The sequence below is a fragment of the Mesorhizobium sp. L103C105A0 genome, assembly GCF_000502215.1.
Taxonomy (GTDB): domain Bacteria; phylum Pseudomonadota; class Alphaproteobacteria; order Rhizobiales; family Rhizobiaceae; genus Mesorhizobium.
Genome location: NZ_AYXF01000007.1, coordinates 103,513 through 127,170 on the forward strand (window position 1 = coordinate 103,513; position 23,658 = coordinate 127,170).

General features: G+C 64.1%; 26 protein-coding genes. 10 read left to right on the top strand and 16 right to left on the bottom strand.

Features of this window, described 5'->3' with window-relative positions; genetic code table 11:
* Nucleotides 1–15: 15 nt before the first annotated feature.
* The 7 genes from X727_RS144640 (at nucleotide 16) to X727_RS144610 (ending at nucleotide 8,744) form a co-directional block, all read left to right on the top strand.
* Nucleotides 16–1,002, top strand: coding sequence for an ABC transporter permease (locus X727_RS144640; RefSeq protein ID WP_031204466.1), 987 nt, complete (start codon nucleotides 16–18; stop codon nucleotides 1,000–1,002).
* A 1-nt stretch (nucleotide 1,003) separates the two neighbouring features.
* Nucleotides 1,004–1,984 (top strand): sugar-binding transcriptional regulator, encoded by a 981-nt coding sequence (locus X727_RS144635; RefSeq protein ID WP_023736785.1) that lies wholly within the window; start codon nucleotides 1,004–1,006, stop codon nucleotides 1,982–1,984.
* Nucleotides 1,974–2,969 (top strand): aldo/keto reductase, encoded by a 996-nt coding sequence (locus X727_RS144630; RefSeq protein WP_023834678.1) that lies wholly within the window; start codon nucleotides 1,974–1,976, stop codon nucleotides 2,967–2,969. Before X727_RS144635 ends, X727_RS144630 begins: the two co-directional genes overlap by 11 nt.
* Nucleotides 2,970–3,046: 77 nt before the next feature.
* Nucleotides 3,047–4,855, top strand: a complete 1,809-nt coding sequence (locus X727_RS144625; RefSeq protein ID WP_023745401.1) for a glycerol-3-phosphate dehydrogenase/oxidase — start codon at nucleotides 3,047–3,049, stop codon at nucleotides 4,853–4,855.
* Nucleotides 4,767–5,609 carry a class I fructose-bisphosphate aldolase gene (locus tag X727_RS144620; protein ID WP_023687718.1) on the top strand — a complete coding sequence of 281 codons (843 nt, stop codon included), beginning with the start codon at nucleotides 4,767–4,769 and terminating at the stop codon, nucleotides 5,607–5,609. The genes X727_RS144625 and X727_RS144620 overlap by 89 nt, the downstream gene beginning before the upstream one ends.
* Nucleotides 5,602–7,140, top strand: coding sequence for an FGGY-family carbohydrate kinase (locus X727_RS144615; RefSeq protein WP_023834679.1), 1,539 nt, complete (start codon nucleotides 5,602–5,604; stop codon nucleotides 7,138–7,140). The genes X727_RS144620 and X727_RS144615 overlap by 8 nt, the downstream gene beginning before the upstream one ends.
* Nucleotides 7,137–8,744 (top strand): GMC family oxidoreductase N-terminal domain-containing protein, encoded by a 1,608-nt coding sequence (locus X727_RS144610; RefSeq protein ID WP_023834680.1) that lies wholly within the window; start codon nucleotides 7,137–7,139, stop codon nucleotides 8,742–8,744. Before X727_RS144615 ends, X727_RS144610 begins: the two co-directional genes overlap by 4 nt.
* A 24-nt stretch (nucleotides 8,745–8,768) precedes the next feature.
* On the opposite strand, the gene X727_RS144605 is transcribed toward X727_RS144610, so the two are convergent.
* Nucleotides 8,769–9,125: a YciI family protein gene (locus tag X727_RS144605; RefSeq protein ID WP_023670506.1), complete on the bottom strand. Its 357-nt coding sequence runs from the start codon at nucleotides 9,123–9,125 to the stop codon at nucleotides 8,769–8,771.
* Nucleotides 9,122–9,337, bottom strand: coding sequence for a hypothetical protein (locus X727_RS144600; RefSeq protein WP_023834681.1), 216 nt, complete (start codon nucleotides 9,335–9,337; stop codon nucleotides 9,122–9,124). The genes X727_RS144605 and X727_RS144600 overlap by 4 nt, the downstream gene beginning before the upstream one ends.
* Before the next feature lie 219 nt (nucleotides 9,338–9,556).
* On the opposite strand from X727_RS144600, the gene X727_RS144595 reads away from it, so the two are divergent.
* Nucleotides 9,557–9,982 (top strand): OsmC family protein, encoded by a 426-nt coding sequence (locus X727_RS144595; RefSeq protein WP_023807689.1) that lies wholly within the window; start codon nucleotides 9,557–9,559, stop codon nucleotides 9,980–9,982.
* 209 nt (nucleotides 9,983–10,191) lie between these two features.
* Here the strand turns inward: X727_RS144595 and X727_RS144590 are convergent, their stop codons facing one another.
* From X727_RS144590 to X727_RS144565, 6 genes are all read right to left on the bottom strand, one after another.
* Nucleotides 10,192–10,821, bottom strand: a complete 630-nt coding sequence (locus X727_RS144590) for a DUF480 domain-containing protein (RefSeq protein WP_023683887.1) — start codon at nucleotides 10,819–10,821, stop codon at nucleotides 10,192–10,194.
* Nucleotides 10,822–10,973: 152 nt separating this feature from the next.
* A complete protein-coding gene (locus X727_RS144585) occupies nucleotides 10,974–11,753 on the bottom strand; it encodes a succinate dehydrogenase iron-sulfur subunit (protein WP_023670510.1) in 780 nt (259 codons plus the stop codon).
* Between the two features lie 40 nt (nucleotides 11,754–11,793).
* Entirely contained in the window at nucleotides 11,794–13,623 is a 1,830-nt protein-coding gene (gene sdhA, locus X727_RS144580) for a succinate dehydrogenase flavoprotein subunit (protein ID WP_023834682.1), read from the bottom strand.
* Nucleotide 13,624: 1 nt separating this feature from the next.
* Nucleotides 13,625–14,023, bottom strand: coding sequence for a succinate dehydrogenase, hydrophobic membrane anchor protein (gene sdhD / locus X727_RS144575; RefSeq protein WP_023683885.1), 399 nt, complete (start codon nucleotides 14,021–14,023; stop codon nucleotides 13,625–13,627).
* Nucleotides 14,023–14,442, bottom strand: coding sequence for a succinate dehydrogenase, cytochrome b556 subunit (sdhC, locus tag X727_RS144570; RefSeq protein WP_023747372.1), 420 nt, complete (start codon nucleotides 14,440–14,442; stop codon nucleotides 14,023–14,025). The genes sdhD and sdhC overlap by 1 nt, the downstream gene beginning before the upstream one ends.
* Nucleotides 14,443–14,683: 241 nt before the next feature.
* Nucleotides 14,684–15,154 (bottom strand): hypothetical protein, encoded by a 471-nt coding sequence (locus tag X727_RS144565; protein WP_023834683.1) that lies wholly within the window; start codon nucleotides 15,152–15,154, stop codon nucleotides 14,684–14,686.
* A gap of 253 nt (nucleotides 15,155–15,407) precedes the next feature.
* Here X727_RS144565 and X727_RS144560 point away from each other — a divergent pair, with 253 nt between their 5' ends.
* On the top strand, nucleotides 15,408–15,779 hold the full coding sequence (locus X727_RS144560; protein ID WP_023834684.1) for a hypothetical protein: 372 nt from the start codon (nucleotides 15,408–15,410) through the stop codon (nucleotides 15,777–15,779).
* A gap of 37 nt (nucleotides 15,780–15,816) precedes the next feature.
* Here X727_RS144560 and X727_RS144555 read toward each other — a convergent pair whose 3' ends face one another.
* On the bottom strand, nucleotides 15,817–17,013 hold the full coding sequence (locus X727_RS144555) for a GGDEF domain-containing protein (RefSeq protein WP_023834685.1): 1,197 nt from the start codon (nucleotides 17,011–17,013) through the stop codon (nucleotides 15,817–15,819).
* A 162-nt stretch (nucleotides 17,014–17,175) separates the two neighbouring features.
* Between X727_RS144555 and X727_RS144550 the strand changes: the two genes are divergently transcribed.
* The gene (locus X727_RS144550; protein ID WP_023670517.1) at nucleotides 17,176–17,487 is read left to right on the top strand and encodes a hypothetical protein; all 312 of its coding nucleotides are present in this window, start codon (nucleotides 17,176–17,178) and stop codon (nucleotides 17,485–17,487) included.
* A gap of 108 nt (nucleotides 17,488–17,595) precedes the next feature.
* Here X727_RS144550 and leuC read toward each other — a convergent pair whose 3' ends face one another.
* The 7 genes from leuC to rplS form a co-directional block, all read right to left on the bottom strand.
* A complete protein-coding gene (gene leuC, locus X727_RS144545; protein WP_023710214.1) occupies nucleotides 17,596–19,005 on the bottom strand; it encodes a 3-isopropylmalate dehydratase large subunit in 1,410 nt (469 codons plus the stop codon).
* Between the two features lie 276 nt (nucleotides 19,006–19,281).
* A complete protein-coding gene (locus X727_RS144540) occupies nucleotides 19,282–19,917 on the bottom strand; it encodes a class I SAM-dependent methyltransferase (protein WP_023730242.1) in 636 nt (211 codons plus the stop codon).
* A gap of 58 nt (nucleotides 19,918–19,975) precedes the next feature.
* Entirely contained in the window at nucleotides 19,976–20,791 is an 816-nt protein-coding gene (locus X727_RS144535) for an amino acid ABC transporter permease (RefSeq protein WP_023698366.1), read from the bottom strand.
* A 169-nt stretch (nucleotides 20,792–20,960) separates the two neighbouring features.
* Complete coding sequence (locus X727_RS144530) at nucleotides 20,961–21,761, bottom strand: transporter substrate-binding domain-containing protein (protein ID WP_023834686.1); 801 nt, start codon at nucleotides 21,759–21,761, stop codon at nucleotides 20,961–20,963.
* A gap of 237 nt (nucleotides 21,762–21,998) precedes the next feature.
* Nucleotides 21,999–22,496: a MarR family transcriptional regulator gene (locus X727_RS144525; RefSeq protein ID WP_023683877.1), complete on the bottom strand. Its 498-nt coding sequence runs from the start codon at nucleotides 22,494–22,496 to the stop codon at nucleotides 21,999–22,001.
* Nucleotides 22,493–22,921, bottom strand: coding sequence for an organic hydroperoxide resistance protein (locus tag X727_RS144520; RefSeq protein WP_023694503.1), 429 nt, complete (start codon nucleotides 22,919–22,921; stop codon nucleotides 22,493–22,495). The genes X727_RS144525 and X727_RS144520 overlap by 4 nt, the downstream gene beginning before the upstream one ends.
* A 154-nt stretch (nucleotides 22,922–23,075) precedes the next feature.
* Complete coding sequence (rplS, locus tag X727_RS144515) at nucleotides 23,076–23,636, bottom strand: 50S ribosomal protein L19 (RefSeq protein WP_023670525.1); 561 nt, start codon at nucleotides 23,634–23,636, stop codon at nucleotides 23,076–23,078.
* Nucleotides 23,637–23,658: the final 22 nt, after the last annotated feature.

Below are 23,658 nucleotides of genomic sequence, written 5' to 3' on the forward strand. Positions count from 1 at the left end.
ATCGTGGGGGAAAGCATGGACAGCGTGACGCCGCCGGCCCGCATCGGGTTCGGTGAAAGGCTCGGCGGCCTGATCAGGATGCGCGAGACCGGCCTGATCCTCATCATCGCCGTGCTGTTTATCATTATGTCGTTCGCATCGCCCTATTTCCTGACCTGGGACAATATGCGGGCGATGGCGATGGCCTTCGCGGTCGAAGGCATTGTCGTGGTCGGCATGACGATCCTGCTGATCTCCGGCGGCATCGACCTCTCGGTCGGCTCGGTCACCGCACTCGCCATGGTCATTGCCGGCCTGCTCTTCCTCGGCGGCGTCGACCCCTGGCTGGCATCATTGATTGCAATAGCGGCCTGTGCAGGCATCGGCGCCTTCATGGGCTTCTTCGTCACCCGAGTGGGACTGCACCACTTCATCGTCTCGCTGGCGGTAATGGTGATCGCGCGCGGGCTCTGCTTGCTTGGCACCGGCGGCCGGCCGCTCGGGCTCTACACACTGCCGCCCGAGTTCAAATTCATCGGCCAGGGCGCCATTGGCGGCATTCCGGTCGTCATCATCATCTTCATCGTCTTCGTCATCCTGTCCGACTTCATGCTGCGCCGCACGACGATGTTCCGCAAAGTCTTCTACACCGGCAGCAATGAGAAGGCGGCCGCCTATTCCGGCATCCGTACCAAGAAGGTCGTGTTCCTGACGACGACGCTCTGCTCGACCCTGTGCGGCTTTGCCGGCGTGATCTACATGGCCCGTTTCGGCTCGGCCCAGCCGACCTTCGGCTCCGGCATGGAACTAAACGTCATCGCCGCCGCGGTGATCGGCGGCGCCAGCCTGACCGGCGGCTCCGGCACCATTCTCGGCGCCATCCTCGGCACCATCCTGCTCTCCGTCGTTTCAAGCTCGCTCGCTCTGCTCGACGTGTCCGTCTATTGGCAGGACATCATCCGCGGGTCCATTCTGCTGACGGCGGTCACCGCCGATTACTACTTCAACAAGCCGCGGGGCTGAGATGGCGGACGGCAGGGAAGATTTCGAGGCGATCCGGCAGATCCACACCGTTCTGGTGCTGCACTTCGTCGACGGCATGAAGCAGAACGACATTGCGGCGGCGCTCAACCTTTCGGCGTCGAAAGTCAATCGGCTGATCGCGCAAGGGCGCAAGCTCGGCATGCTGAGGATCGCGGTCGAGAGCCCGTTCCAGCGCCTCGTCGACATCGAAAAGCAGCTGATCGAGGTCGCGCAACTGGCAGCCGCGATCGTGACGCCGACCGTGGCCGGCAGTCCCGACAGCACGCTGCAGCAGGTGGGGCGCGCGGCGGCCAACCAGTTGCTCGAGACTTTGCGCGACGGCGACGTCATCGCCATTACCGGCGGCAAGGCGATCAGCGCGCTGGTCGAAAACCTGCAGCCCGAGCGCGCCTTCGACGTCACCGTCGTGCCGCTGACCGGCGGCGTCCAGGGCAAGCACTATACCGACGTCAACCATCTGGCGACGCGGCTGGCCGAACGCCTCGGCGGCACCAGCATGCTCTTGCATGCGCCGCTCTTTGCCGAAAGCCGCGAGCAGCGCGATCTCCTGCTGGACATGGCCTCGGTGCGCGAAATCTTCGATCTGGCGCGCAAGGCGGCGATCGCGCTGGTCGGCGTCGGCTCGATCCAGACGCCGGGGTCGAGCTATTACGACCTCCACCCGGGCCTCGATCCCGACCGCGAAAAACTCGCCGCCAGCGGCGCAGTCGGCGAGTTCCTTGCGCATCTGATCCGCGACGACGGCACGCTGGCCGACTATCCGCCCAACGACCGCCTGGTGGCGCTGGCGCCTTCGGAGCTCGGTCGTTGCCGGTCGGTGATGGGCGTCGCTAGCGGCGCCGAAAAGGTCTGGCCGATCCGCGCAGCGCTTCGCGGCAACTATCTCAAATCACTGGTCGTCGACGAAGAGACGGCCAATGCAGTCCTGAGCAATGCGGGGAGCATACGCAATGTCGCCTGAAATGTTGACGCGCACCATTGGCGCGTCGGGAATATCCGCCTCCGCAATCGGCCTTGGCACCTGGGCCATTGGCGGCTGGATGTGGGGCGGCACCGACGAGGCGCAGTCGATCGACACCATCCGCGCCTCGATCGACGAAGGCGTTTCGCTGATCGACACCGCGCCGGCCTACGGCAAGGGGCTGTCCGAGGAAATCGTCGGCAAGGCGATAAAGGGTCGCCGTGACAAGGTCGTCCTTGCCACCAAGCTTGGGCTGGTCTGGCATACCAAGAAGGGCAACCACTTCTTCGACTATGACGGCGCGCCGGTGCATCGCTATCTCGGTGCCGACTCTGTCGTCTACGAAGTCGAGCAGAGCCTGCGCCGCCTCGGCACCGACCATATCGACCACTACATCACCCACTGGCAGGATCCGACCACGCCGGTCACTGAAACGATGGAAGCGCTCGACCGCCTCAAGACCCAGGGCAAGATCCGCTCCATCGGCGCCAGCAATGTCAGCGTCGCCGATGTGAAGGCCTATCTCGCGGCCGGCCAACTCGATGCGGTCCAGCAGGAATACAGCATGGTTGCGCGTGACATGGAACAGGATCTCTTGCCCTTCTGCGCCGGGAACAACGTGTCGGTGCTCAGCTATTCCTCCCTGGCGCTCGGTCTGCTCTCGGGCAAGATCGGTCCCGACCGCGTCTTTACCGGCGACGACCAGCGCAAGGACAATCCGCGCTTCTCGCTCGCCAACCGCCGCAAGGTGGCAGCGCTGATGGAAGCGATCAGGCCGAGTGCCGAGGCGCACGGCGCCAGCGAGGCGCAGGTGGTCATCGCCTGGACGCTGCAGCAGCCCGGCATCACCTTCTCACTCTGCGGCGCGCGCAGCCCGCAGCAAGCCAGGGAAAACGCGCAGGCCGGCCGCATCAAATTGTCGGGACAGGAGATCAACCAGATCAGTGAGGCCGCCAGCCGCCATCTGACCAATCTCGACGCCTGACCGCCACCAGTAACCCGAACCAAGTTGAGCTGCCGTCCACCGGACGGCAGAACGGCCCAACCTTGCCCGGCAAAGCCATGCCTGATCAGAGAACCGTCATCCTCGACACGATCCGCCGCAACGGCGCGTTCGATGTCGTCGTCATGGGCGGCGGCATAAACGGCATCGGCGTTTTCCGCGAACTGGCGCTGCAGGGTCTCCGAGTTCTGCTGGTCGAACGCAACGATTTCTGTTCGGGCTGCAGTGCGGCACCCTCGCGCATGATCCATGGCGGCCTGCGCTATCTCGAGAATGGCGAGTTCGGCCTGGTGCAGGAATCGTTGCGCGAACGCGACGCGCTGCTGGCCAATGCGCCGCATATGGTGCGGCCGCTGCCGACGACAATTCCGATCCGCTCCGTCTTCTCCGGGCTGATGAACGGCGCGGCAGGCTTTCTCGGCTTTTCGGAAACGCCTTCCAGCCGCGGCGCGCTGGCGATCAAGGCAGGCCTCGCGCTCTACGACTGGACGACGCGCAAGCGCCGGGTGCTGCCGCGCCACAGTTTCCGTGGCGCCAGGGCGACCTTCGCGCAATGGCCGGCGCTCGATCCCAAACTGCGCTTTTCCGCTACCTATTACGACGCCTGGATCAGCTACCCCGAACGGCTCGGCATCGAATTGCTGCTCGATACCGCACGCCTGGCGCCCGACAGCCTCGCGCTCAATCGCGCCGAGATCGCGCGCGCGGGCTCCTCCTTCGAGCTCACCGATACGGTGGGTGGTGAAGGCTTCACCGTGACCGCCAAGGCGATCGTCAATGCGACCGGCGCATGGCTGGATTCGGCGATCGCCCGGCTCGACGCCTCCGAAAAGCCCGCGGCGCCCCTGGTCGAGGGCACCAAGGGCTCGCACCTCATCCTCGACAACGAGCCGCTGTACCAGGCGCTCAGTGGCCACATGATTTTCTTCGAGAATGCCGACGGCCGCGTCTGCATCATGTTTCCCTATCTCGGCAAGGTGCTGGTCGGCTCGACGGACATCCGCGTCAGCGAGGCCGGGCGCGTGCGCTGCGAACCGGCCGAGACCGACTACATATTGGCGGCGGCGCGGTTGGTATTCCCGTCCATTCCGGTCCATGCCGCCGACGTCGTCTTCACCTATAGCGGCATCCGGCCACTGCCGAAGAGCGACCATGCCTTCACCGGCCGAATATCGCGCGGCCATTCCGTACACCGCATTGCCGGCGACATCCCGCAATTCTGCATGATCGGCGGCAAGTGGACGACCTTCCGCGCCTTCGCCGAACAGGCGGCCGATGACGTGCTGGCCGAGCTTGGCCGCGAGCGCATCCGCGGCACGCTGGCGCTACCGATCGGCGGCGGCCTTGGATTCCCCACGGCCCCGGCATCGTTGGCGGCCGAGCTGGCGGGTGAGTTCGCGATCAGCGCCAACCGCGCCGCCTATCTCGCCGATCGCTACGGCAACGGCGCGCGCGCCATCATCCTGTTCTGCCTCGGGCGTCCCGACGATATCAGGCTCGATGACAGGACCGAGACCACGGCGGCCGAGATCGTCTATCTCGCCCGGCATGAGTTCGTGACCTGCCTCTCGGATGTTGTCTTGCGCCGCACGTCGCTTGCCATTGCCGGCGACATCTCGATGGTATCAATCGAAGGGATCGCCGATGCGCTGGCCGCCGAGCGCGGCTGGAGCGATCCGCACCGCGACGAGGAGATAAAAAGTCTCATCGCCGAACTCGACACCTATCACGGCGTCTCGCAAGAGATGCTCGACCAACGCACGATCCCAGGAGCAGAACATGAAAGTCAGCACCAAGGCCCGGATGAACCGGATGTTCACCAACGGCAATTGCCTCGACGTGGCGCTCGATCACGGCGTCTGCAATGAACCGGGGTTTCTCGTTGGCCTGGAGGACATGGCGAAGGTCATCGACACACTGATCGCGGCAGGGCCCGACGCGTTGCAGCTGACCTATGGCCAGGCCGACCTCTTGCAGTCGCGGAAAGACAAGGACAAGCCGGCGCTGGTCATGCGCATCGACATGGGCAACCCCTACAATGCCCAGCGCCACCGGGTGATGTGGTCGATGCTGCAGAATTATGACGAGCCGATCATCGGCGCGCTGGAGATGGATGCGGCCTGCGTCGTCGTCAATCTGTTCATGCTGCCCGACGAGCCGGAACTGTTTCGCCAATGCGTCGAAAACATCGCCAAGGTCCGCGCCGCCTGCCAGCGATACGGCATGCCCTTGATGATCGAGCCGCTGGTTATGCTGCCCAACGATATCAGAGGCGGCTATCAGGTCGACGGCGATGCGGAAAAGATCGTGACGCTGGTGCGGCTCGCCGCCGAAATGGGCGCCGACATCATCAAGGCCGACCCCACCGAGCACGCGGAAGATTTCCACCGCGTCGTCGAGGCGGCACGCGTGCCGGTGCTGGTGCGTGGCGGCGGCAAGGACGATCTCAAGACGGTGCTGGCAAAATCGTCAGCCCTGCTCAGACAAGGCGCCAAGGGGCTGGTCTATGGCCGCAACATCTATCAGCATGCCAATCCGAAGGCGGTAGTGAGTGCGTTGATGGCGATGATCCACAACGACGCCGGCGGCGAAGAGGCTTGGGACATCTACAACAATGGCTGATCAAGCCGCCTATCTGCTCGGCCTCGACGCCGGCAACACCATCATCAAGGCGGTGCTGTTCGATCATACCGGGCGGCAGCTCGCCATGCATGCGGTCGCCGGCCGTTCGCACACGCCGCAGCCGGGCTATGTCGAGCGCGACCTCGGCGGCATGTGGGCCGCTGCGCGCGACGCCATACGCGCCTGCATTGCGCAGGCCGGCATCGATGCCCGCGAGATCGCCGCCGTCGGCTGCGCCGGCCATGGCAACGGCCTTTATCTGGTCGACCGTGCCGGCGAACCGCTGATCGGCATCCAGTCGCTCGACACGCGCGCCGCCGGCATGGCGTCGACGCTGGCGGCGCGCAATGCCGAAGCGCTGCACGCGATCTGCCTGCAAAAGCCGTGGCCGGCGCAGACGCCGACCTTGCTGGCCTGGGTCAAGCAGCATGCGCCCGACCTTTATGCCGCAACCGGCACGGCGATGCTGTGCAAGGATTTCATCACTTTCCGCTTGACGGGCGAGCGTGTCAGCGATGTCTCCGACATGTCCGGCTGCGGCCTCGTCCGCATGCCCGAAGGCGTCTATGATTCCGAGCTTCTCGCGCTCTACGGCATTGAGGATGCGCAGGCCAAACTGCCTCGATTGCTCGACAGCGCCGACATCGCCGGCGCGGTCACCCCGCAAGCGGCTGAAGAGACCGGACTGGCGGAAGGCATGCCGGTCATCGCAGGCTATTTCGACGTCGTCGCCAGCGCCATGGGGGCGGGCGTCGTGCGCCCCGGCGAAGCCTCTGTTATCGCCGGCACCTGGTCGGTCAATCAGGTCTTCTCCACTACGCCGGTTGGCGACCCAGATGTTTTCATGGCGGCGCGCTTCGGCCCCAGCCGTTTCGTCAATATCGAATCCAGCGCTACATCGGCCGCCAATCTCGAATGGTATGTGCGCGAATTCGTCGAGCGCGGTGCCCATCATGACGATCCGTTCGGCCACTGCAACGCGGCTGTCGGCGCGGTGACGCCGGCCTGGGACGATCCGATTTTCCACCCGTTTCTCTACGGCTCCGGGCAAGGGGCGGAGTTTCGCGCCGGCTTCTACGGCCTCGCCGGCTGGCACGGGGAAGGCCATTTGTTGCGCGCATTGTTCGAGGGCGTGATGTTCGAGCACCGGCGCCACATCGAAGTCTTGAAAAAAGCCGGCGTCGGCTTCGAAAGAGCCGTGCTATCCGGCGGCGGCTCGCGCAGCGAGCACTGGCCGCAAATCTTCGCCGACGGGCTTGGGGTGCCGATCACCGTGCCTGAGGCGCGCGAGACCGGCGCGCTTGGCGCGGCAATCGGCGCCGGGGTCGCGGCCGGCCTGTTCGCCGACTATGAGGCCGGCGTCGACGCCATGACCCGGTCAAGCGCCGCCTATCGTCCGAACCCGGCCATGCAGGACCATTACAACAGGCGTTATCGCGCCTATTGCGGCCTTGCCGATACGCTGCGATCGTTCTGGGCCGAACAGGCGGCAGAACCGAGTAGAACACCGCCGAGTAAACCACCGCAATGACCCAACGGCTCGATGGCGACTACGACTACATCATCGTCGGCGCAGGCACGGCGGGCTGCGTGCTGGCCAATCGGCTGAGCGAAAACCCGGCGACGCGCGTGCTGCTGCTTGAGGCCGGCGGCAGCGACAATTATCACTGGGTGCATATCCCGGTCGGCTATCTCTATTGCATCGGCAATCCGCGCACCGACTGGATGATGAAGACTGCCCCCGAAGCCGGCCTGAACGGCCGCTCGCTGGTCTATCCCCGCGGCAAGGTGCTGGGCGGCTGCACCTCGGTCAACGGCATGATCTACATGCGCGGCCAGGCGGCGGACTACGATGGCTGGCGGCAGATGGGCAATGTCGGCTGGGGCTGGGACGATGTGCTGCCCTACTTCCTCAAATCCGAGGACCATCATGGCGGCAAGACCAAGCTGCATGGCTCCGGCGGCGAATGGAAAGTGGCGCGGCAACGCCTGTCCTGGCCGATCCTGAACACGGTGCAGGAGGCGGCCAAGGAATTCGGCATCATGCCGCGCGAGGATTTCAATGACGGCGACAATGAGGGGTCCGGCTTCTTCGAAGTCAACCAGAGCAAGGGCGTACGCTGGAACACAGCCAAGGCATTCTTGCGCCCGGCGCTGCGACGGCCCAACCTTCGGCTGGTCGTCAACGCGCATGTCGAGACAGTGCTGCTCGAGGGCAAGCGTGCTATCGGCGTCCGCTACCGCGCCGGCGGCCAAGCCATAGAGGCAAAGGCCAGGAGCGAGGTGCTGCTGACCGCCGGTTCGATCAACACGCCGAAACTGCTGGAGCTTTCCGGGGTCGGCGAGCCGGATCGCCTCGCCGCGCTCGGCATCGATGTGGTTCACGCCAGCCCCGATGTCGGCGAGAACCTTCAGGACCATCTGCAGATCCGCACTGCCTACAAAGTGTCGTCGGCGCTGACGCTCAACACGCTAGCCAACAGCCTGAGCGGCAAGGCGAAGATCGCGCTGCAATATGCCTTTGGCCGCTCGGGACCGATGTCGATGGCGCCGAGCCAGTTCGGCATGTTCTCGAAATCCGGTCCGTCGATGGCGACGCCGGACCTGGAGTACCACGTCCAGCCCTTGTCTACCGACCGGCTGGGCGACCCGCTGCACCCGTTCCCGGCAATCACCATGTCGGTCTGCAATCTGCGGCCCGAGAGCGTCGGCTCGGTGCACGCCACGACCCGCGACCTGGCGGTGCAGCCGGAAATCCGGCTGAACTATCTCTCGACGGTGCGCGACCGCGAGATCGCGCTGCGTTCGGTGCGCCAGGCGCGCGGCATCATGACCGCCAAGGCTCTTGCCGGCTTCCATCCGGAAGAAATCCTGCCTGGTCTCGCCCACCAGTCGGACGAGGACCTGCTGCACCAGATCGGCTCGATCGCGACGACCATCTTTCATCCGGTCGGCACCTGTAGGATGGGTGTCGACGGCCGCGCCGTCGTCAGCCCGGACCTGCGCGTGACCGGTGTCGAGGGCCTGCGCGTCGTCGACGCCTCGATCATGCCGCGCATCGTCTCCGGCAACACCGCCTCGCCAGTGGTGATGATCGCCGAGAAGGCGGCGGATATGATCCGCCGGCCTGCATAGATGTGTGAGGGAGCGGGGGCTAGTTTAAGACCCCGGCACGTCGTAGATCGCCCTGACTTCGACGGTGCCGATTTCGGCCAGCGGAATTTTGCCGGCGATCTCCAGCGCCTGTTCGAGAGTGTCGGCTTCGATCATGACGAAACCAAGCAACTGCTCCTTGGTTTCGGCAAACGGACCGTCAGTGATCAGCCGCTTGCCTTGGCGCCGCCGCACCGTCTTCGACGTCTTCACCGATTGCAGCGCCTGCGCGATGATCAGCTTGCCTTGCTGGTCCAATGACCGATCATAGGCCATCGAATCGGCGTCGAGCTTGGCCAAACGCTCCGGCGTCATGGCATGGAGGTCCTTTTCCTCGCCGTAGACCAGACAGACATATTTCATTTCCAGCTCCCTTGCTGTGACGAAGCATATGCGATCACGGCGCCGGCGGCATCCCTGCCGGCAGCAGCGTGGTCGAGCACGCAGACCGCAATGCCGATCACAGCGACCGCAGCAAGCAGCCGGCCGAAGCCGGAAGGTCGCGAGCACTCGATCTCGTGTAGACGCGCGCTTTTGTCGGCGTCGTTCCAATGGGCAGAAAACAGATTGTTCATCTTGGATCTCCATCCGCCACGAGAATCCGTGGACGCTCGCAGGACGGCCGGCGCCGATGCAAGTCGACATTTTTGCACGCACATTTTTCAGAAAAGATTTGCAGGGCTCGCCGGCGTCGCATCCGGCCGAAACAGCGCGGTGGTCTTCCCCTGCCGCCGCGCTATAGTTGGAGGGAACGCCGCGTGGCCGGCGCTGTCGCTGTAATCAAGGATAATCTTATGGACCGCACCGCAAACGCCGTCTGGAAAGGCAATCTGAAGGAGGGCACGGGCACGCTCGACAGCCAGAGCGGCACCTTGAAGGGCACGCCCTATTCGTTCAAGGCTCGCTTCGAGGACGAGAGCGGCAAATCCGGCACCAATCCCGAAGAGTTGATCGCGGCGGCACACGCCGGCTGCTACGCCATGCAGCTGTCGCATTTCCTGGCCGAGAACGGCACGCCCGCCACCGAGCTCGACGCCAAGGCGGTGGTGACGCTGGTGCCCGGCACCGGCATCACCGGCAGCGCCATCACCCTGATCGGCAAGGTGCCGGGCATTGATGCGGCGAAGTTCAAGGAACTGGCCGAGAAGGCCAAGGCGGAGTGCCCGGTTTCGAAGGCACTGGGGGCCATCGCAGTGTCGCTCGACGCGAAGCTGGGGTGATCCGCCGATTTTGCCCGGGGTAGCGATTCTTCGCGCCCCCCTCTGCCCTGCCGGGCATCTCCCGGGGAGATTGGAAGCTCGGTAGCTGGCACTTTCTTTCGACGTTCGTGATTGGCGAAGGCCGGCGTGACATCTGATCTCCCCACTTGAGGGGGAGATGGCCGGCAGGCCAGAGGGGGGTGCTGTCCCACCAACGTCTCGGATAACTATTAGGCGCCCAGCGCATCAAGCCGGGCGCGAAGGGCTGCGACTTCCTGCTCCAGAGCCTCCAATCTCGCTTCCAGGTCGGAAGCAGGCAAGGCCGGCGCGCTCCGCTGCACCGATAACGCCGCGACGTCCACCGGTCCTGCGAGCAGATGCACGTAGCGGTCCTCGCGCTGGCCTGGCCCGCGCGGTATTTCCTGGATCAGCGGCGGTCGGCGGCCGATCAGCATGTCGAGTTCAGCGCGCAGGTCTTCGATCGACGAAAACCGCGCCATGCGCTCAGCTCGCGCCAGCAACTCATGCGCCGTCTGCGGCCCGCGCAGCAAAAGCAGGCCGATCACCGCAGTCTGCGGCCTCGTCAGCGAGAAGCGCTGCGCCATCTGATGCTCATAGCGCTCGACGCGCGAGCCGAACATCTGACGCACCAGCCCCTTCTGCTCGAGCAGCTTCAGCGTCCGATGCACCTCTGTCGGCTCGAGCGCCATCACAGGCTCGCGCGCCGTCTTCTGGTTGGCGGCTGCAAGTGCTGCATTCAGCGTCAGCGGATAGACATCCGGCGTCAGCTCCTTCTTCTCGATCAGGCAGCCGAGCACACGGACTTCGATCGGATTAAGGATTGGAAGCTCTTCGCTCATTGGGTTGAGTATCCTTTCTAGCGCCGGCGAGACAGCGCCCACCTCTCTGTCCTACCGGATATCTCCCCACCCGTGGGGGAGATGTCCGGCAGGACAGAGGGGCGCGCGAAGGATCGCCGCGTTCGAGATTGCCGCGAGCGAACTCGCCTCAACTAAACCCGCCGCTCCACCATCATCTTCTTGATCTCGGCAATCGCCTTGGCCGGGTTGAGCCCCTTCGGGCAGGTCTGGGCGCAGTTCATGATGGTGTGGCAGCGGTAGAGCCGGAACGGGTCTTCGAGATCGTCGAGCCGTTCGCCCGTGGCTTCGTCGCGGCTGTCGATCAGCCAGCGATAGGCCTGCAGCAACGTCGCCGGGCCGAGATAGCGGTCGCCGTTCCACCAATAGCTCGGGCACGAGGTCGAGCAGCAGGCGCACAGGATGCACTCGTAGAGCCCGTCGAGCTTTTCGCGATCCTCATGGCTCTGCAGCCATTCCTTGGCCGGCTCTGGCGACACTGTCTTCAGCCATGGCTGGATCGAGGCGTGCTGGGCGTAGAAATTGGTGAGGTCGGGCACCAGATCCTTGACCACCTGCATATGCGGCAGCGGGTAGACCTTGACGGCGCCGGAAATGTCGTCGCAGCCCTTGGTGCAGGCCAGCGTGTTGGAGCCATCGATGTTCATGGCGCAGGAGCCGCAAATGCCTTCGCGGCATGAGCGGCGCAAGGCAAGCGTCGGATCGATCTTGTTCTTGATCCAGAGCAGCGCGTCGAGCACCATCGGCCCGCAATCGTCCATGTCGACGAAATAGGTGTCGATGCGCGGGTTCTCGTCATCGTCGGGCGACCAGCGGTAGATGCGGTATTCCCGCAGGTTGGTGGCGCCCTCCGGCTTCGGCCAGGTCTTGCCCGGCTGCACCTTGGAGTTCTTGGGAAGCGTGAGTTCGACCATTACCTCAGATCCTTTCGGATGACGGGCTTCGGCACCATGGTTAGTATACCCTGGCCTTCGGCGCGATCTTGGCAAGACTGATGCCGCCGTCCTTTTCCGCCACCAGCGGCTCGGTGTGCACGGGACGATAGCTGAGGCTCACCTGGCCGTCCTCGCTTAGCCGGGCCAGCGTATGCTTGCGCCAGATAGTGTCGTCGCGGGCCGAGAAATCTTCGCGCGCATGCGCGCCGCGGCTCTCCTTGCGCGCCTCGGCGCCGTAGACCGTGGTGATGGCGTTGGCCATCAGATTTTCCAGCTCCAGCGTCTCGACCAGGTCGGAATTCCAGATCATCGAGCGGTCGGAGACTTTCAGGTCCTTGAGCTCGGTCCATATCTGCGAAATGCGCTTGCAGCCGTTTTCGAGCGACTCCTGTGTGCGGAACACGGCGGCGTCTTCCTGCATCGCCTTCTGCATTTTCTCACGCAGAACAGCGGTTGGCGTCGAGCCATTGGCGTGGCGCAGCCGGTCGAAGCGGTCCATGATGTTTTCGACCGAGGCTTCGTTGGGCGAAGGGATCGCCGAATTACGGTCGATGACCTGGCCGGCGCGGATTGCGGCGGCGCGGCCGAACACCACCAGATCGATCAGCGAGTTCGAGCCCAGCCGGTTGGCGCCGTGCACGGAGGCACAGCCGGCCTCGCCGACCGCCATCAGCCCGGGTGACACCCGGTCAGGATTCTCGACAGTCGGGTTCAGCACCTCGCCCCAGTAATTGGTCGGCACGCCGCCCATATTGTAGTGCACCGTCGGCAGCACGGGGATCGGCTCCTTGGTCAGGTCGACGCCGGCGAAAATCCTGGCCGATTCCGAAATGCCCGGCAGCCGCTCATGCAGCACGGCCGGATCGAGATGGTCGAGATGCAGGAAAATATGGTCCTTGTTCTTGCCGACCCCGCGGCCTTCGCGGATCTCCAGCGTCATGCAACGCGAGACGACGTCGCGCGAGGCCAGGTCCTTGGCCGACGGCGCGTAGCGTTCCATGAAGCGCTCGCCCTCGGAATTGACGAGATAGCCGCCCTCGCCGCGCGCGCCTTCGGTGATCAGGCAGCCGGCGCCGTAGATGCCGGTCGGATGAAACTGCACGAACTCCATATCCTGCAACGGGAAGCCGGCCCGTGCCGCCATGCCGCCGCCGTCGCCTGTACAGGTGTGCGCCGACGTCGCCGAGAAATAGGCGCGGCCATATCCGCCGGTCGCCAGCACCACCATCTTGGCGGAGAAGCGATGGATGGTGCCGTCGTCGAGGTTCCAGGCGACGACGCCGGTGCAGGTGCCGTCCGGTTCCATGATCAGGTCGAGCGCAAAATACTCGATGAAGAACTGTGCATTGTTCCTCAGCGACTGGCCGTAGAGCGTGTGCAGGATGGCGTGACCGGTGCGGTCGGCGGCAGCACAGGTGCGCTGCACCGGCGGGCCGTCGCCATAATTCATCATGTGTCCGCCGAACGGCCGCTGGTAGATCTTGCCCTCTTCGGTGCGCGAGAACGGCACGCCGTAATGCTCGAGCTCGTAGACCGCCGCCGGTGCCTCGCGCACCAGATATTCCATGGCGTCGACGTCGCCCAGCCAGTCCGAACCCTTGACGGTGTCGTACATGTGCCACTGCCAGGAGTCCGGACCCATGTTGGACAGCGACGCGGCAATGCCGCCTTGTGCCGCCACCGTGTGCGAGCGGGTCGGGAACACTTTGGTGATGCAGGCCGTGCGCAGGCCCTGCTCGGCCATGCCGAGCGTGGCGCGCAGGCCGGCGCCGCCGGCGCCGACGACCACCACGTCGAACTTGTGGTCGACAAAGGTATAGCCGGTGGCCGATTTCGCGTCCTTGGCCAAATCAGCCTCCGAATGCCAGTTTGAGCAGGGCGAAGATCGAGGCGACGCCGACCGCTATGGTGAAAAACGTGCTGAGTGCGATCAGCGCCAGCTTCATGCCTTCGGCATGCACGTAATCCTCGATAATGACCTGCATGCCGACACGCATATGGGTGAGACCGGAAACGAGCACCAGCGCCAACACCAGCGCCACGAACGGACTGGCGAGCGCCGCCCGCACCTCGGCGAAGCCGGCGCCATTGAGCGCGATCAGGAACCCGACGAAGAACAGTATCAGGGGGATGTTGGCAATGGCCGTCAGCCGCTGTCGCCAGAAATGCCCGGTGCCTTCGCGGGCCGAGCCCAGACCGCGGACCTTGGCCAGCGGCGTGCGCATATCGTTGTTGTTCGTGCCGCTCATCACAAGGTTCCCCGCGCCATGTAGCCGGCGACCCAGATCAGCAGCGTGAGCAGGATGGAACCGGCGAGCGTCGCCCAGGCGATCTTCGATGCCGTGTTTTTCTCCAGCCCGGCGCCGGTGTCCCAGACGAGATGGCGCACGCCGCCCAGCATGTGGTGCATCAGCGCCCAGGTGTAGCCGAACAGGATGAGCCGGCCGAGCCATGTGCCGAAGGCCCAGTTGATCCAATCGAAAGCGCCTTGCGAACTCGCCGCCGCCATCAGCCACGCGGCGACCAGCAGCGTGCCGAAATACAGCGCCCCGCCAGTGATGCGATGAATGATCGACATCGTCATGGTGATCGGTGGGCGGTAAATCGTCAGGTGCGGCGAGAGCGGCCGTTCACGTCTGGCGGTTCGGGTGGCTGGTGATTTGCTCATGGCTGCCCCAGTTCGATGTCCGGAGCCGCGGTGGAAAGCGGCACTTACCGCCTCGATATATGACTTCAGACAGCCGGTTTCTAATGCTCTTTTTGCACCGCGTCAAAGCCGGAAAATCGTTTTGAAAACGTCATTTAGTCTGACAAAAGGCTGCTGTTTCTCTTCAATCGATTTGGCCACCGTCGAAAGCCGGCGCACCGTTCGCTGCAGTGCGGCATTTCCGTTTGCAATCGACTCCGGGCTATCGTTTGCAGGTCTGTGGTGTCGAGCCCCTCTTCATCACCAGCGCCTCGCGCGCGTCGATCACGATTGCGTTATGCGACGCGGCTTCCTGGTAGCGGCTGGACTGGTTGGCGGGTGATGCGGCAAACTCCTCGGTCGTGCCGTCTGGCCTGACAACGCGCAGCGCCGTGCCGAGGTTCTGGATGGTGATCACACCGCCATTGCCGCATCTGTAAGTCGCCGTGCCGACAGCAGACCGCGGGGCCGTAAGGTCGGTGACAATCTTGGCTGGCGGTGCGGCAGGCGCTGTCGGAGCCGTTGCGGAAGCCGGGGGCGCCACAGGTGGGGCGGACTGCTGAGCCGGCGCGGGCGCGACAGTGGGTGGTACGGTATTCACCGCCGTCGGCGCGCCGTTCTGCGGCACGCAGGCTGCGGCAGTCAGCAAGGGGATCGACAACAGCGTCACCCGAAACGTCCGGCGTAACGCCATATGCTGTCCTCCTGCGCGGCTAACTAGCCGCGATGTTCCACCAAGATCAAGCTCACCCGACGTCAGCGTAGTTGTGTGCGTCGCGGCCGATGGTGCGGGCAAGCATGGCCGAATGATGACGCCCGGGTTTTCCATCCCGTCGGATATTAACCATGTTTGGCGAGAGATCGCCGCCGGATGCGCCTGCCCTCTTAACAAAGGTTAAGAAAAGGTTAATTTCCGATTCGATCGGGTCCACAGCAGAGAGGACACCATGCTATCGAACTCAGGAAGAGCGCGCCTTGCGGCGCTTGTGCTGGCGACAGCCAGTCTCGGCTTCGCCGCCCCGGCAATGGCCTTGTCGCGCCATCATGACCGCGTCTATGCCGATTCCCTAGGCAATCTCGTCATCGACAGCGCCGCCGGCTACAAGCGCATCATTGTCGGCCAAGGCAGGCTGGCCAAGAAATTGTCCGACTACACCAGCGCCGGGCAGCCGGAAGCGGAACCGGAAGTCCTTTATGAAGACGAGGCGGATCACATCTCTAGGCGTGGCTGCTACCAGCCGCCGGTGTTCGTGAAGGGCCGCTCCTATATGTACGGCCTCTCCGACGGCGAAATGCCCAACCTCAGCCCTTGCCGCTGATGATCCGGCACGGCCGAGAGGCCGTTTAAGCGAGACGCTAACCGACGCTGCCTGTATCCGGGATGAACACCGTTTCCGCCCGCTCATAGGACAATCGCACGCTGTCGCGGCCGTTCTTCTTGGCCTTGTAGAGCGCTTCGTCGGCGCGCCGCATCAGCGGCTCCAGCCCTTCGTCGCCGGTGCGCGCCGCGACGCCGAAGCTCGCGGTCACCCTGGTGCCCGGCGGCAACCCGTCGACACTGCCGGCCGAATAGTGCGTGCGCACGGCTTCGGCAAACAGCCGCGCCGTGGCAAGATCGCTCAGCGACAGAAGCACAGCGAACTCCTCGCCGCCGATGCGGCCGGCAACCGCACGCGTGCCGGCGGCCGCGCGAAGCTTGGCGGCGAAGTCGGCGATCACCTGGTCGCCCGCGGCATGTCCGTATTTGTCGTTGAGCGCCTTGAAGTGATCGAGATCGGCCAGCACCAGCGCGACCGGCACCTTGGTAACAGCGCAATGCTGCAGCACCAGCAAGGCGCGCTCCTCGAAACCCCTGCGGTTGAGCAGGGCAGACAGCGGATCGGTGTGCGTCTCGGTCTTCAGCGCCTTCATCACGTCGAGCGCAGCTGCCGAGAACAGGCAGAGCGCGATCAGCAACGACAGCAGCGCGTGCGTCAAAAGCGCCGTCGTCCAGTAGGACGAGCCATAAAACCCGTCATAGCTGGTGAACGGCCCGTGCGAGATGACGACGAGCAGCGTGCGGCCGATGAAGTTCAGCCCGGACAGCAGCGACAGTACGAACAGGATTTTTTCCGTCGGGCCGTTCTTGCGCACGGCGCGCAGCTCGGCGGCGACCAGCAGGCTGAGGCCGCCAAAGCCGAAATTGATCGACAGGATGCGCCAAGTCAAGTCCGGCTGGACGAACAGGAACCAGCAGAATGCGACCATCCCGCCACCCGCCAGAATGCCGATCGCGATATAGGGCACGCGCCTGCCGTAGCGCGAGATGATCGCACCGACGAGGCAGCAGGCGGCGAGCGTGAAGCAGAGGTTGGAGACCAGCTTGGTCAGCACCATGCCGCCGGGCAGCGTGAAATACTGCAGCAGGAAGCCGGGCGCGGACACGCAATAGCTCGTGCCGAGCACAGCCAGATAGGGCCGGTGGCGCTGATAGAACCATAGCACGAGGAACGCCGCGCCGAGCGCCAGCGCGATCGTCGGATTGAGCAGCGCTATGAACAGGCCGGTGTCCAAAGGACGGTGACTTCCCGCTTGACGTCCGGGAAGACCTTAGAGCGCAAGCCCCAACAAGCGGTTAAGCCGGGACGAATATGCAAGTCGCCACTCATGAAGCTGGTGCACGGAACCGGGACCTGAGGCCGGCGTTTCCTGACAGCAATCAAGGAGAAGTTGTTCATGGCCGACACGATCACGCTGACCGATCACGAAGCAATTCGCTCATGGGCCGCAGGGCGCGCCGGATTTCCGGCGATCGTCGATGTATCGCCCGAAACCGGAACGCAGCCGTTGCTGAGGCTCGTCTTCGGCCAGCACGCCTATCAGGACCAGGATCAGCCTGAACGCCCGGTCAACGCAGGCGGCTACGAGCTGGTCGAATGGGACGAGTGGTTCAAGATCTTCGACGAGCGCGAACTGGCGCTGGTGGTCGCGGCCGACGAACCCGGCAGCCGGGAGGAATTTCATGAAATCATCCGGCGTGCCGGCTAGGGCATAATACCCCAAGGGTCTTAGAGCGGCGCGCTTTAAACAAAACCCCGAACGGTGTTGCCGTTCGGGGTTTTGCATACGCTCAGATCAGGCTTGAACCAGTCTGCGCTATTTCCAGTCGCGGATGTCGACGAAATGGCCGGCGATCGCCGCCGCCGCCGCCATGGCCGGCGATACCAGATGGGTGCGGCCCTTGAAGCCCTGCCGGCCTTCGAAATTGCGGTTCGAGGTCGAGGCGCAGCGCTCATGCGGCTTCAGCCGGTCGTCGTTCATGGCCAGGCACATCGAGCAGCCCGGCTCGCGCCAGTCGAAACCGGCGGCAATGAAGATCTTGTCGAGACCCTCGGCCTCCGCCTGTTCCTTGACCAGACCGGAGCCCGGCACGATCATCGCATCGACATGCGCACTCACCGTCTTGCCTTCGACCACCTTGGCCACCGCACGCAGATCCTCGATGCGGCCATTGGTGCAGGAGCCGATGAAGACGCGGTCGAGCGTGATGTCGGTGATCTTCGTGCCCGGCGTCAGCCCCATATAGTCGAGCGCGCGGATCTTTGACGTCCGCTTGTTCTCGTCCGTGATCTCTTCCGGATTGGGAACGACGCCCTGCACCGAAACGACGTCCTCGGGCGAGGAACCCCAGGAGACGATCGGCGGCAGCTTGGCCGCGTCGAGCACGATCACCTTGTCGAAATGCGCGCCCTCGTCGGACTGCAGCGTCTTCCAGTATTCGAGCGCGGCGTCCCACGACGCGCCCTTCGGCGCGCGCGGCTTGCCCTTGACATAGGCGAAGGTGGTTTCGTCGGCCGCGATCAGGCCGGCGCGCGCGCCGCCCTCGATCGACATGTTGCAGATCGTCATGCGGCCTTCCATCGACAGCGCGCGGATCGCCTCGCCGGCATATTCGATGACATAGCCGGTGCCGCCGGCGGTGCCGATCTCGCCGACGATGGCGAGGATAATGTCCTTGGCGGTGACGCCTTCCGGCAACTGGCCATCGACGCGCACCAGCATGTTCTTGGCCTTGCGTTGGATCAGCGTCTGCGTCGCCAGCACATGCTCGACCTCGGAGGTGCCGATGCCATGCGCCAATGCGCCGAAGGCGCCATGCGTCGAGGTGTGGCTGTCGCCGCAGACGATCGTCATGCCAGGCAGCGTGAAGCCCTGCTCCGGCCCGATGATGTGGACGATGCCCTGGCGGATATCGTTCTCGGAATAATATTCGACGCCGAAATCCCTAGCGTTCCTGGCCAGCGCCTCGACCTGGATGCGGCTTTCCTCGTTCTTGATGCCGAATTTGCGCTCCGGCGAGGTCGAGACATTATGATCGACCACGGCCAGCGTCTTTTCCGGATGCCGGACTTTTCTGCCGGTCATGCGCAGACCTTCGAAGGCCTGCGGACTGGTCACTTCATGGACGAGATGGCGGTCGATGTAGAGCAGACAGGTGCCATCATCCTGGCGGTCGACGACATGGTCGTCAAAAATCTTGTCGTAGAGGGTGCGCGGTGCGCTCATGTGCGTAAATCCGTCGATTTGCAAAAAGGGGAAGGGCAGACGCGCCGAAGCCTTCGGCCCGGCGAAAGCGGCTTAGCTAAGTCGGCTGGTGAGCGCGCCGGAAATGCGCGAAGAGAAACGCGACGGCAGGCGTTTTCGGTCCTGCAGCACGAAACCCTTATAGGCCGGATCGCCAAAAAGCTCTTCCATGGCGTGGCTCATACCAATGTTTTCGGTTTTCGGCAATTGCGGCGTGTTTTCGCTTCTCCCCTTGTGAGAAGGCGAAGAGGGCGGCGCTCAAAGCACCTCGAACACAAAAGTCTTCACCAGCGCGTCCGGCTCGGCGATCGCATAGCAGCGGAACCATGGGCTTTGCTCGGCCGGCCGCCATTTCCCGGCCCGCTCCAGCCCGTCGAACACGGCCTGGAAGCCGCCGCTGTCAAACACCTGGTCGCGCACGGTGAAGATGGCGTGGCCGCCTTTTCTGGTGATGCGGACAAGCTCGTGCAGGCCGGACGCCGGCGCATGGCTGATGGTGAACACGCCAGTCGAGAAGAAGGCGCGGAAATGCCCGTCTGGCCAGGGCAGCGGCCCGCCGAGCATTGCCTGCTTCAGATCGCCATAGGCATTGCGGCTGCCGGCGATCTTCAGCATGTCGTCGGAGAGGTCGAGCCCGGCAATGTCGTGATAACCCAGCGCCTTCAATGACGGGCCCGACAGGCCGGTGCCGCAGCCGGCGTCGAGCAGCGGTCCTTCACCCACCTTCACATGGCGCGCCACCCAGGCGGTGATCAGGAACGGCAGCAGATAGCCTAGCGAAGCGGTTTCGCCGTCATAGGTCGCGGCCCAGTCCGCATAGGCCTTGGCCAGCCCTTCCGGCGTGTCGGCCGAATAGACGGTGCCCAGCGCCGCATTGGCCTTGTCGATCGTCATCGCCTGCATCCTCCGGAATCCTGTCCTCCGCCATCGTAGCCGTGCCCGCGTCGGACTTCTATTCCTGCTGCGCCCGCCGCAGTCGTTGCTCCAGCCCCCGCAGTGCCAGCGACAGGCTGACAGTGAGGATGAGATAGATATAGGCGACGATCGAATAGGTCTCGAAGAAGCGGAACGAGCCGGCGGCGTAGATCTTGCCCATCTGCGTGATGTCGGCGACGCCGAGCACCGAGACCAGCGAGGAATCCTTGACCATGGCGACGAAGTCATTGCCGAGCGGCGGCAGGATGGTGCGGATCGCCTGTGGGAACACGATCAGCCGGAAGCGCTGCGTGCGCGTCAGCCCGAGCGCCTTGGCAGCCTCGATCTGGCCTTTCTCGACTGACTGGATGCCGGCGCGGAAGACCTCGGAGATGAAGGCGGAATAACCGATGGTCAGCGCCATGATCGCACGCCACAACAGCGACACGTCGCGCACCAAAAGCTCGCCGAGATAGCCGGCGTTTTGCAGCGGCGCGGTCAGCGCATTCCACGCAGCCACGAAGGCCGGCGCGCCGGCGAAGGCGATCCAGAACAACAGCACCAGGATCGGCACGCCGCGGATGATCTCGACATAGAAACGAGCGATCTGCTTGAGCCAACGCGACCCCGACAGCCCCATCAGCGCAATGCCGAGCCCGACGGCGGAAGCCAGCGCGAAGGCGACCACGGTGACAAGAATGGTGATGCCGATGCCTTTGGCGACGGTGGCAAAAACCTGGGCGTAGAGATCGCTGGCGGCAATGGAGAGCGCAGCGACGACGGCGAGCGCGATCGCGGCGGCAAGCCACCAGGGGAAATCGGATTTGAGAGTCGAAGCGGGGGGCGTGGCCATCAGGGCGCTTCACCCTCCCCCTTGTGGGGAGGGTCGGCGAACAAGCTTTGCATCGCAAAGCTGGTGAGCCGGGGTGGGGGTCGTGACAAAGCGCCGGCGCTGGCACCCCCACCCCGCTCCGCTTCGCGGATCGACCCTCCCCACAAGGGGGAGGGTAAGGAGTCGGACATCACTGCCCCATCTTGTAGTCGAGAAACCACTTCTTGTTCAGCGCCTCGATCGTGCCGTCGGCCTTCAGCGCCGCGATCGCCGCGTTGACCGGCTTCACCAGGTCCGAGCCCTTCGGGAAGATGAAGCCAAAATCCTCGGTGCCGAGCGGGCCGCCGATCAGCTTGAGCTTGCCGCCGGAGGCATCGACATAGCCTTTGCCGGCGGTGCCGTCGGTCAGGACGACATCGACGTCGCCGGATTTCAGTGCCTGCACCGAAGCGCCGAAGGTCTCGAACTGCTTGATGCGCGGGTTCTGCTCATTGCCGTCGAGCACGCTGTAGACGGCGGTGTAGAACGGCGTCGTTCCGGCCTGCGCGCCGATCAACCCGTCCTTGAAGGCGGCGAAGGTCTTGGCGTCGGTGAAGCGGCTTTCATCGGCGCGCACCAGCATGAACTGCTCCGAACGCATATAGGGGTCGGAGAAATCGACCTTCTCCTTTCGGTCGTCCTTGATGGTGATGCCGGTCATGCCAATGTTGTACTGGTTGTCGGAAACCGCCTGGATCATCGCGTCCCAGGAGGTGTTCTGGTACTCCACCTTGAAGTTCAGCCGCTTGGCGATTTCGTCCATCGCGTCATACTCCCAGCCGATCTGCTTGCCGGTCTTGGCGTCGATGAACTGCAGCGGCGGATAGGCGTTTTCCGTCACCACCACGACCTTCTTGCCGCCGAGATCGGGCAGTGCATCGGCCGCCCATGCAACGACGGGCGCGAGGAAACAGGCCGCGAGGGCGGCCAGCAGCAGCTTCGATTTGGTCATGACACGCTCCAGGATGAGAAGCCCGCTTGCAGCCGGGCTCGCATGAAAATCCAGGCGCGACTTTAGCCGTCCGCAGACGGCTTGCAAGCCGGTCCGGTGCTCAGCGTCCGGTGAAAGCGGATTCCAATGCCTTCAACCAACGCGGTTTTAGAACGCCCCGTGGTCGGAATTTATTCCGTGATTGCGCCGCCGGCAAACCAGGCCCCTCCTGGACACGGGAACCCGTCAGATGACGGATCAGGATGGTGACGTAGCCTCACGCAGCTTGGCGACAAATCCGGTCAAGGTCCGGTGCAGCGACTTCAGCTCCTCGACTTCCAGCGGCATGGCGCAGGCAAGGCCTGCGGATACGTCCTTGATGCGGGCGCGCAGCGCCTGGCCCTTGGCAGTCGGTTCGACCAGCACGCGGCGCTCGTCGGCCGGATCGCGACGGCGGGTGACGAGACCAGCCGCTTCCATCCGCTTGAGCAGAGGCGTCAATGTCGCCGAATCCAGCCCCAGCGCCTCGCCGAGTTCGCCGACCGTGCTCGGCGCATGCTGCCACAGCGCCAGCATCGCCAAATATTGCGGATAGGTCAGGCCGAGCGGGTCAAGCAGCGGCCGATAGAGCTTGGTCATCAGCCCGCTCGCCGAATAGAGCGCGAAGCAGAGCTGCTGGTCGAGGCGCGGAACGGCGATCCTCCCGGCGGTGTCCGCCGGGACTTCGCTGGCCCTGGTTTCGGTCTTCGTCGTCATGCTGCCTTTGCCGGAAGCGCCACGGTCGAAAGCGCCACCTCGATATTGCCTTTGATCGCATTGGAATAGGGGCAAATCTGGTGCGCTGCCGATACAAGCGCTTCCGCCGCCGCCTGATCAAGGCCTTTGGTCTCCGCGGCCAGTGCGACACCAAGTTTGAAGCCTTCACCATTGGGAAGCAGGCTGACGGTGGCGCTCACCGCCGCATCGTCCAGCGGCAGCTTCTGCTTGCGCGCGACGAAGCGGATGGCGCTTTCGAAGCAGGCGGCATAGCCGACCGCGAACAGCTGCTCGGGATTGGTGGCGCCACCCTGTCCGCCGAGCTCCTTCGGCAAAGCGAGGTCGACCTTCAGCAGGCCGTCGCTGGTCTCGCCGTGGCCGGCGCGGCCGCCGGTGACGCGAGCCTGTGTGGTGTAGAGTGCCATGTCAGTTCTCCATTTGCTTTGTATACGATCATTTAGTGTACAAGATAATTCGAGTCAACAGCCGTGGCGCAACTCTCGGCCGGCAATCGTTCACAGTCTGGTGAAACGAAAAAAGGCGGCCGAAGCCGCCTTTTCAAAATCCTTGGTCGAGATCTTATTCGGCCGGGGTCGCTTCCGCGGCCTTTGCAGCCTCGTCGGCGGCCTTGGCGGCTTCGTCGGCGGCCTTCTTCTCGGCGGCTTCCTGCGCGGCCTTCTCGGCTGCCAGCGCCTGCACGGCGGCGATCTTCTCGGCCTCGATGCGGGCCTTCTCAGCGTTCAGCGCGTCGCGCTCCTCATCGTTCAGCTTGCGGGCGCGCACGCCGGTGTTTTCCGAAATACGGGCCGACTTGCCGCGACGGTCGCGCAAATAATAGAGCTTGGCGCGGCGCACCTTGCCGCGGCGCACGATCTCGACGCCTTCGACCATCGGCGAGTAGACCGGGAAAACGCGCTCGACGCCTTCGCCGTAGGAGATCTTGCGGACGGTGAAATTTTCCTGGAAGCCGGCGCCGGCGCGGGCGATGACGACGCCCTCATAGGCCTGGACGCGGGTGCGGGTGCCTTCGGTCACGCGGACCTGGACGCGCACGGTGTCGCCGGGCTGAAACTCGGGAAGCTTGCGCTTGGCTTCGATCTTGGCGGCCTGTTCGGCCTCGAGCTGACGGATGATATCCATCTCAATAGTCCACTTCTTGTTC

Coding starts and splice junctions, on each gene's coding strand:
- X727_RS144640 (WP_031204466.1), top strand. CDS start 16: ATGGACAGCGTGACGCCGCCGGCCCGCATCGGGTTCGGTGAAAGGCTC.
- X727_RS144635 (WP_023736785.1), top strand. CDS start 1,004: ATGGCGGACGGCAGGGAAGATTTCGAGGCGATCCGGCAGATCCACACC.
- X727_RS144630 (WP_023834678.1), top strand. CDS start 1,974: ATGTCGCCTGAAATGTTGACGCGCACCATTGGCGCGTCGGGAATATCC.
- X727_RS144625 (WP_023745401.1), top strand. CDS start 3,047: ATGCCTGATCAGAGAACCGTCATCCTCGACACGATCCGCCGCAACGGC.
- X727_RS144620 (WP_023687718.1), top strand. CDS start 4,767: ATGAAAGTCAGCACCAAGGCCCGGATGAACCGGATGTTCACCAACGGC.
- X727_RS144615 (WP_023834679.1), top strand. CDS start 5,602: ATGGCTGATCAAGCCGCCTATCTGCTCGGCCTCGACGCCGGCAACACC.
- X727_RS144610 (WP_023834680.1), top strand. CDS start 7,137: ATGACCCAACGGCTCGATGGCGACTACGACTACATCATCGTCGGCGCA.
- X727_RS144605 (WP_023670506.1), bottom strand. CDS start 9,125: ATGAAATATGTCTGTCTGGTCTACGGCGAGGAAAAGGACCTCCATGCC.
- X727_RS144600 (WP_023834681.1), bottom strand. CDS start 9,337: ATGAACAATCTGTTTTCTGCCCATTGGAACGACGCCGACAAAAGCGCG.
- X727_RS144595 (WP_023807689.1), top strand. CDS start 9,557: ATGGACCGCACCGCAAACGCCGTCTGGAAAGGCAATCTGAAGGAGGGC.
- X727_RS144590 (WP_023683887.1), bottom strand. CDS start 10,821: ATGAGCGAAGAGCTTCCAATCCTTAATCCGATCGAAGTCCGTGTGCTC.
- X727_RS144585 (WP_023670510.1), bottom strand. CDS start 11,753: ATGGTCGAACTCACGCTTCCCAAGAACTCCAAGGTGCAGCCGGGCAAG.
- sdhD (WP_023683885.1), bottom strand. CDS start 14,023: ATGAGCGGCACGAACAACAACGATATGCGCACGCCGCTGGCCAAGGTC.
- sdhC (WP_023747372.1), bottom strand. CDS start 14,442: ATGAGCAAATCACCAGCCACCCGAACCGCCAGACGTGAACGGCCGCTC.
- X727_RS144565 (WP_023834683.1), bottom strand. CDS start 15,154: ATGGCGTTACGCCGGACGTTTCGGGTGACGCTGTTGTCGATCCCCTTG.
- X727_RS144560 (WP_023834684.1), top strand. CDS start 15,408: ATGCTATCGAACTCAGGAAGAGCGCGCCTTGCGGCGCTTGTGCTGGCG.
- X727_RS144550 (WP_023670517.1), top strand. CDS start 17,176: ATGGCCGACACGATCACGCTGACCGATCACGAAGCAATTCGCTCATGG.
- leuC (WP_023710214.1), bottom strand. CDS start 19,005: ATGAGCGCACCGCGCACCCTCTACGACAAGATTTTTGACGACCATGTC.
- X727_RS144540 (WP_023730242.1), bottom strand. CDS start 19,917: ATGACGATCGACAAGGCCAATGCGGCGCTGGGCACCGTCTATTCGGCC.
- X727_RS144535 (WP_023698366.1), bottom strand. CDS start 20,791: ATGGCCACGCCCCCCGCTTCGACTCTCAAATCCGATTTCCCCTGGTGG.
- X727_RS144530 (WP_023834686.1), bottom strand. CDS start 21,761: ATGACCAAATCGAAGCTGCTGCTGGCCGCCCTCGCGGCCTGTTTCCTC.
- X727_RS144525 (WP_023683877.1), bottom strand. CDS start 22,496: ATGACGACGAAGACCGAAACCAGGGCCAGCGAAGTCCCGGCGGACACC.
- X727_RS144520 (WP_023694503.1), bottom strand. CDS start 22,921: ATGGCACTCTACACCACACAGGCTCGCGTCACCGGCGGCCGCGCCGGC.
- rplS (WP_023670525.1), bottom strand. CDS start 23,636: ATGGATATCATCCGTCAGCTCGAGGCCGAACAGGCCGCCAAGATCGAA.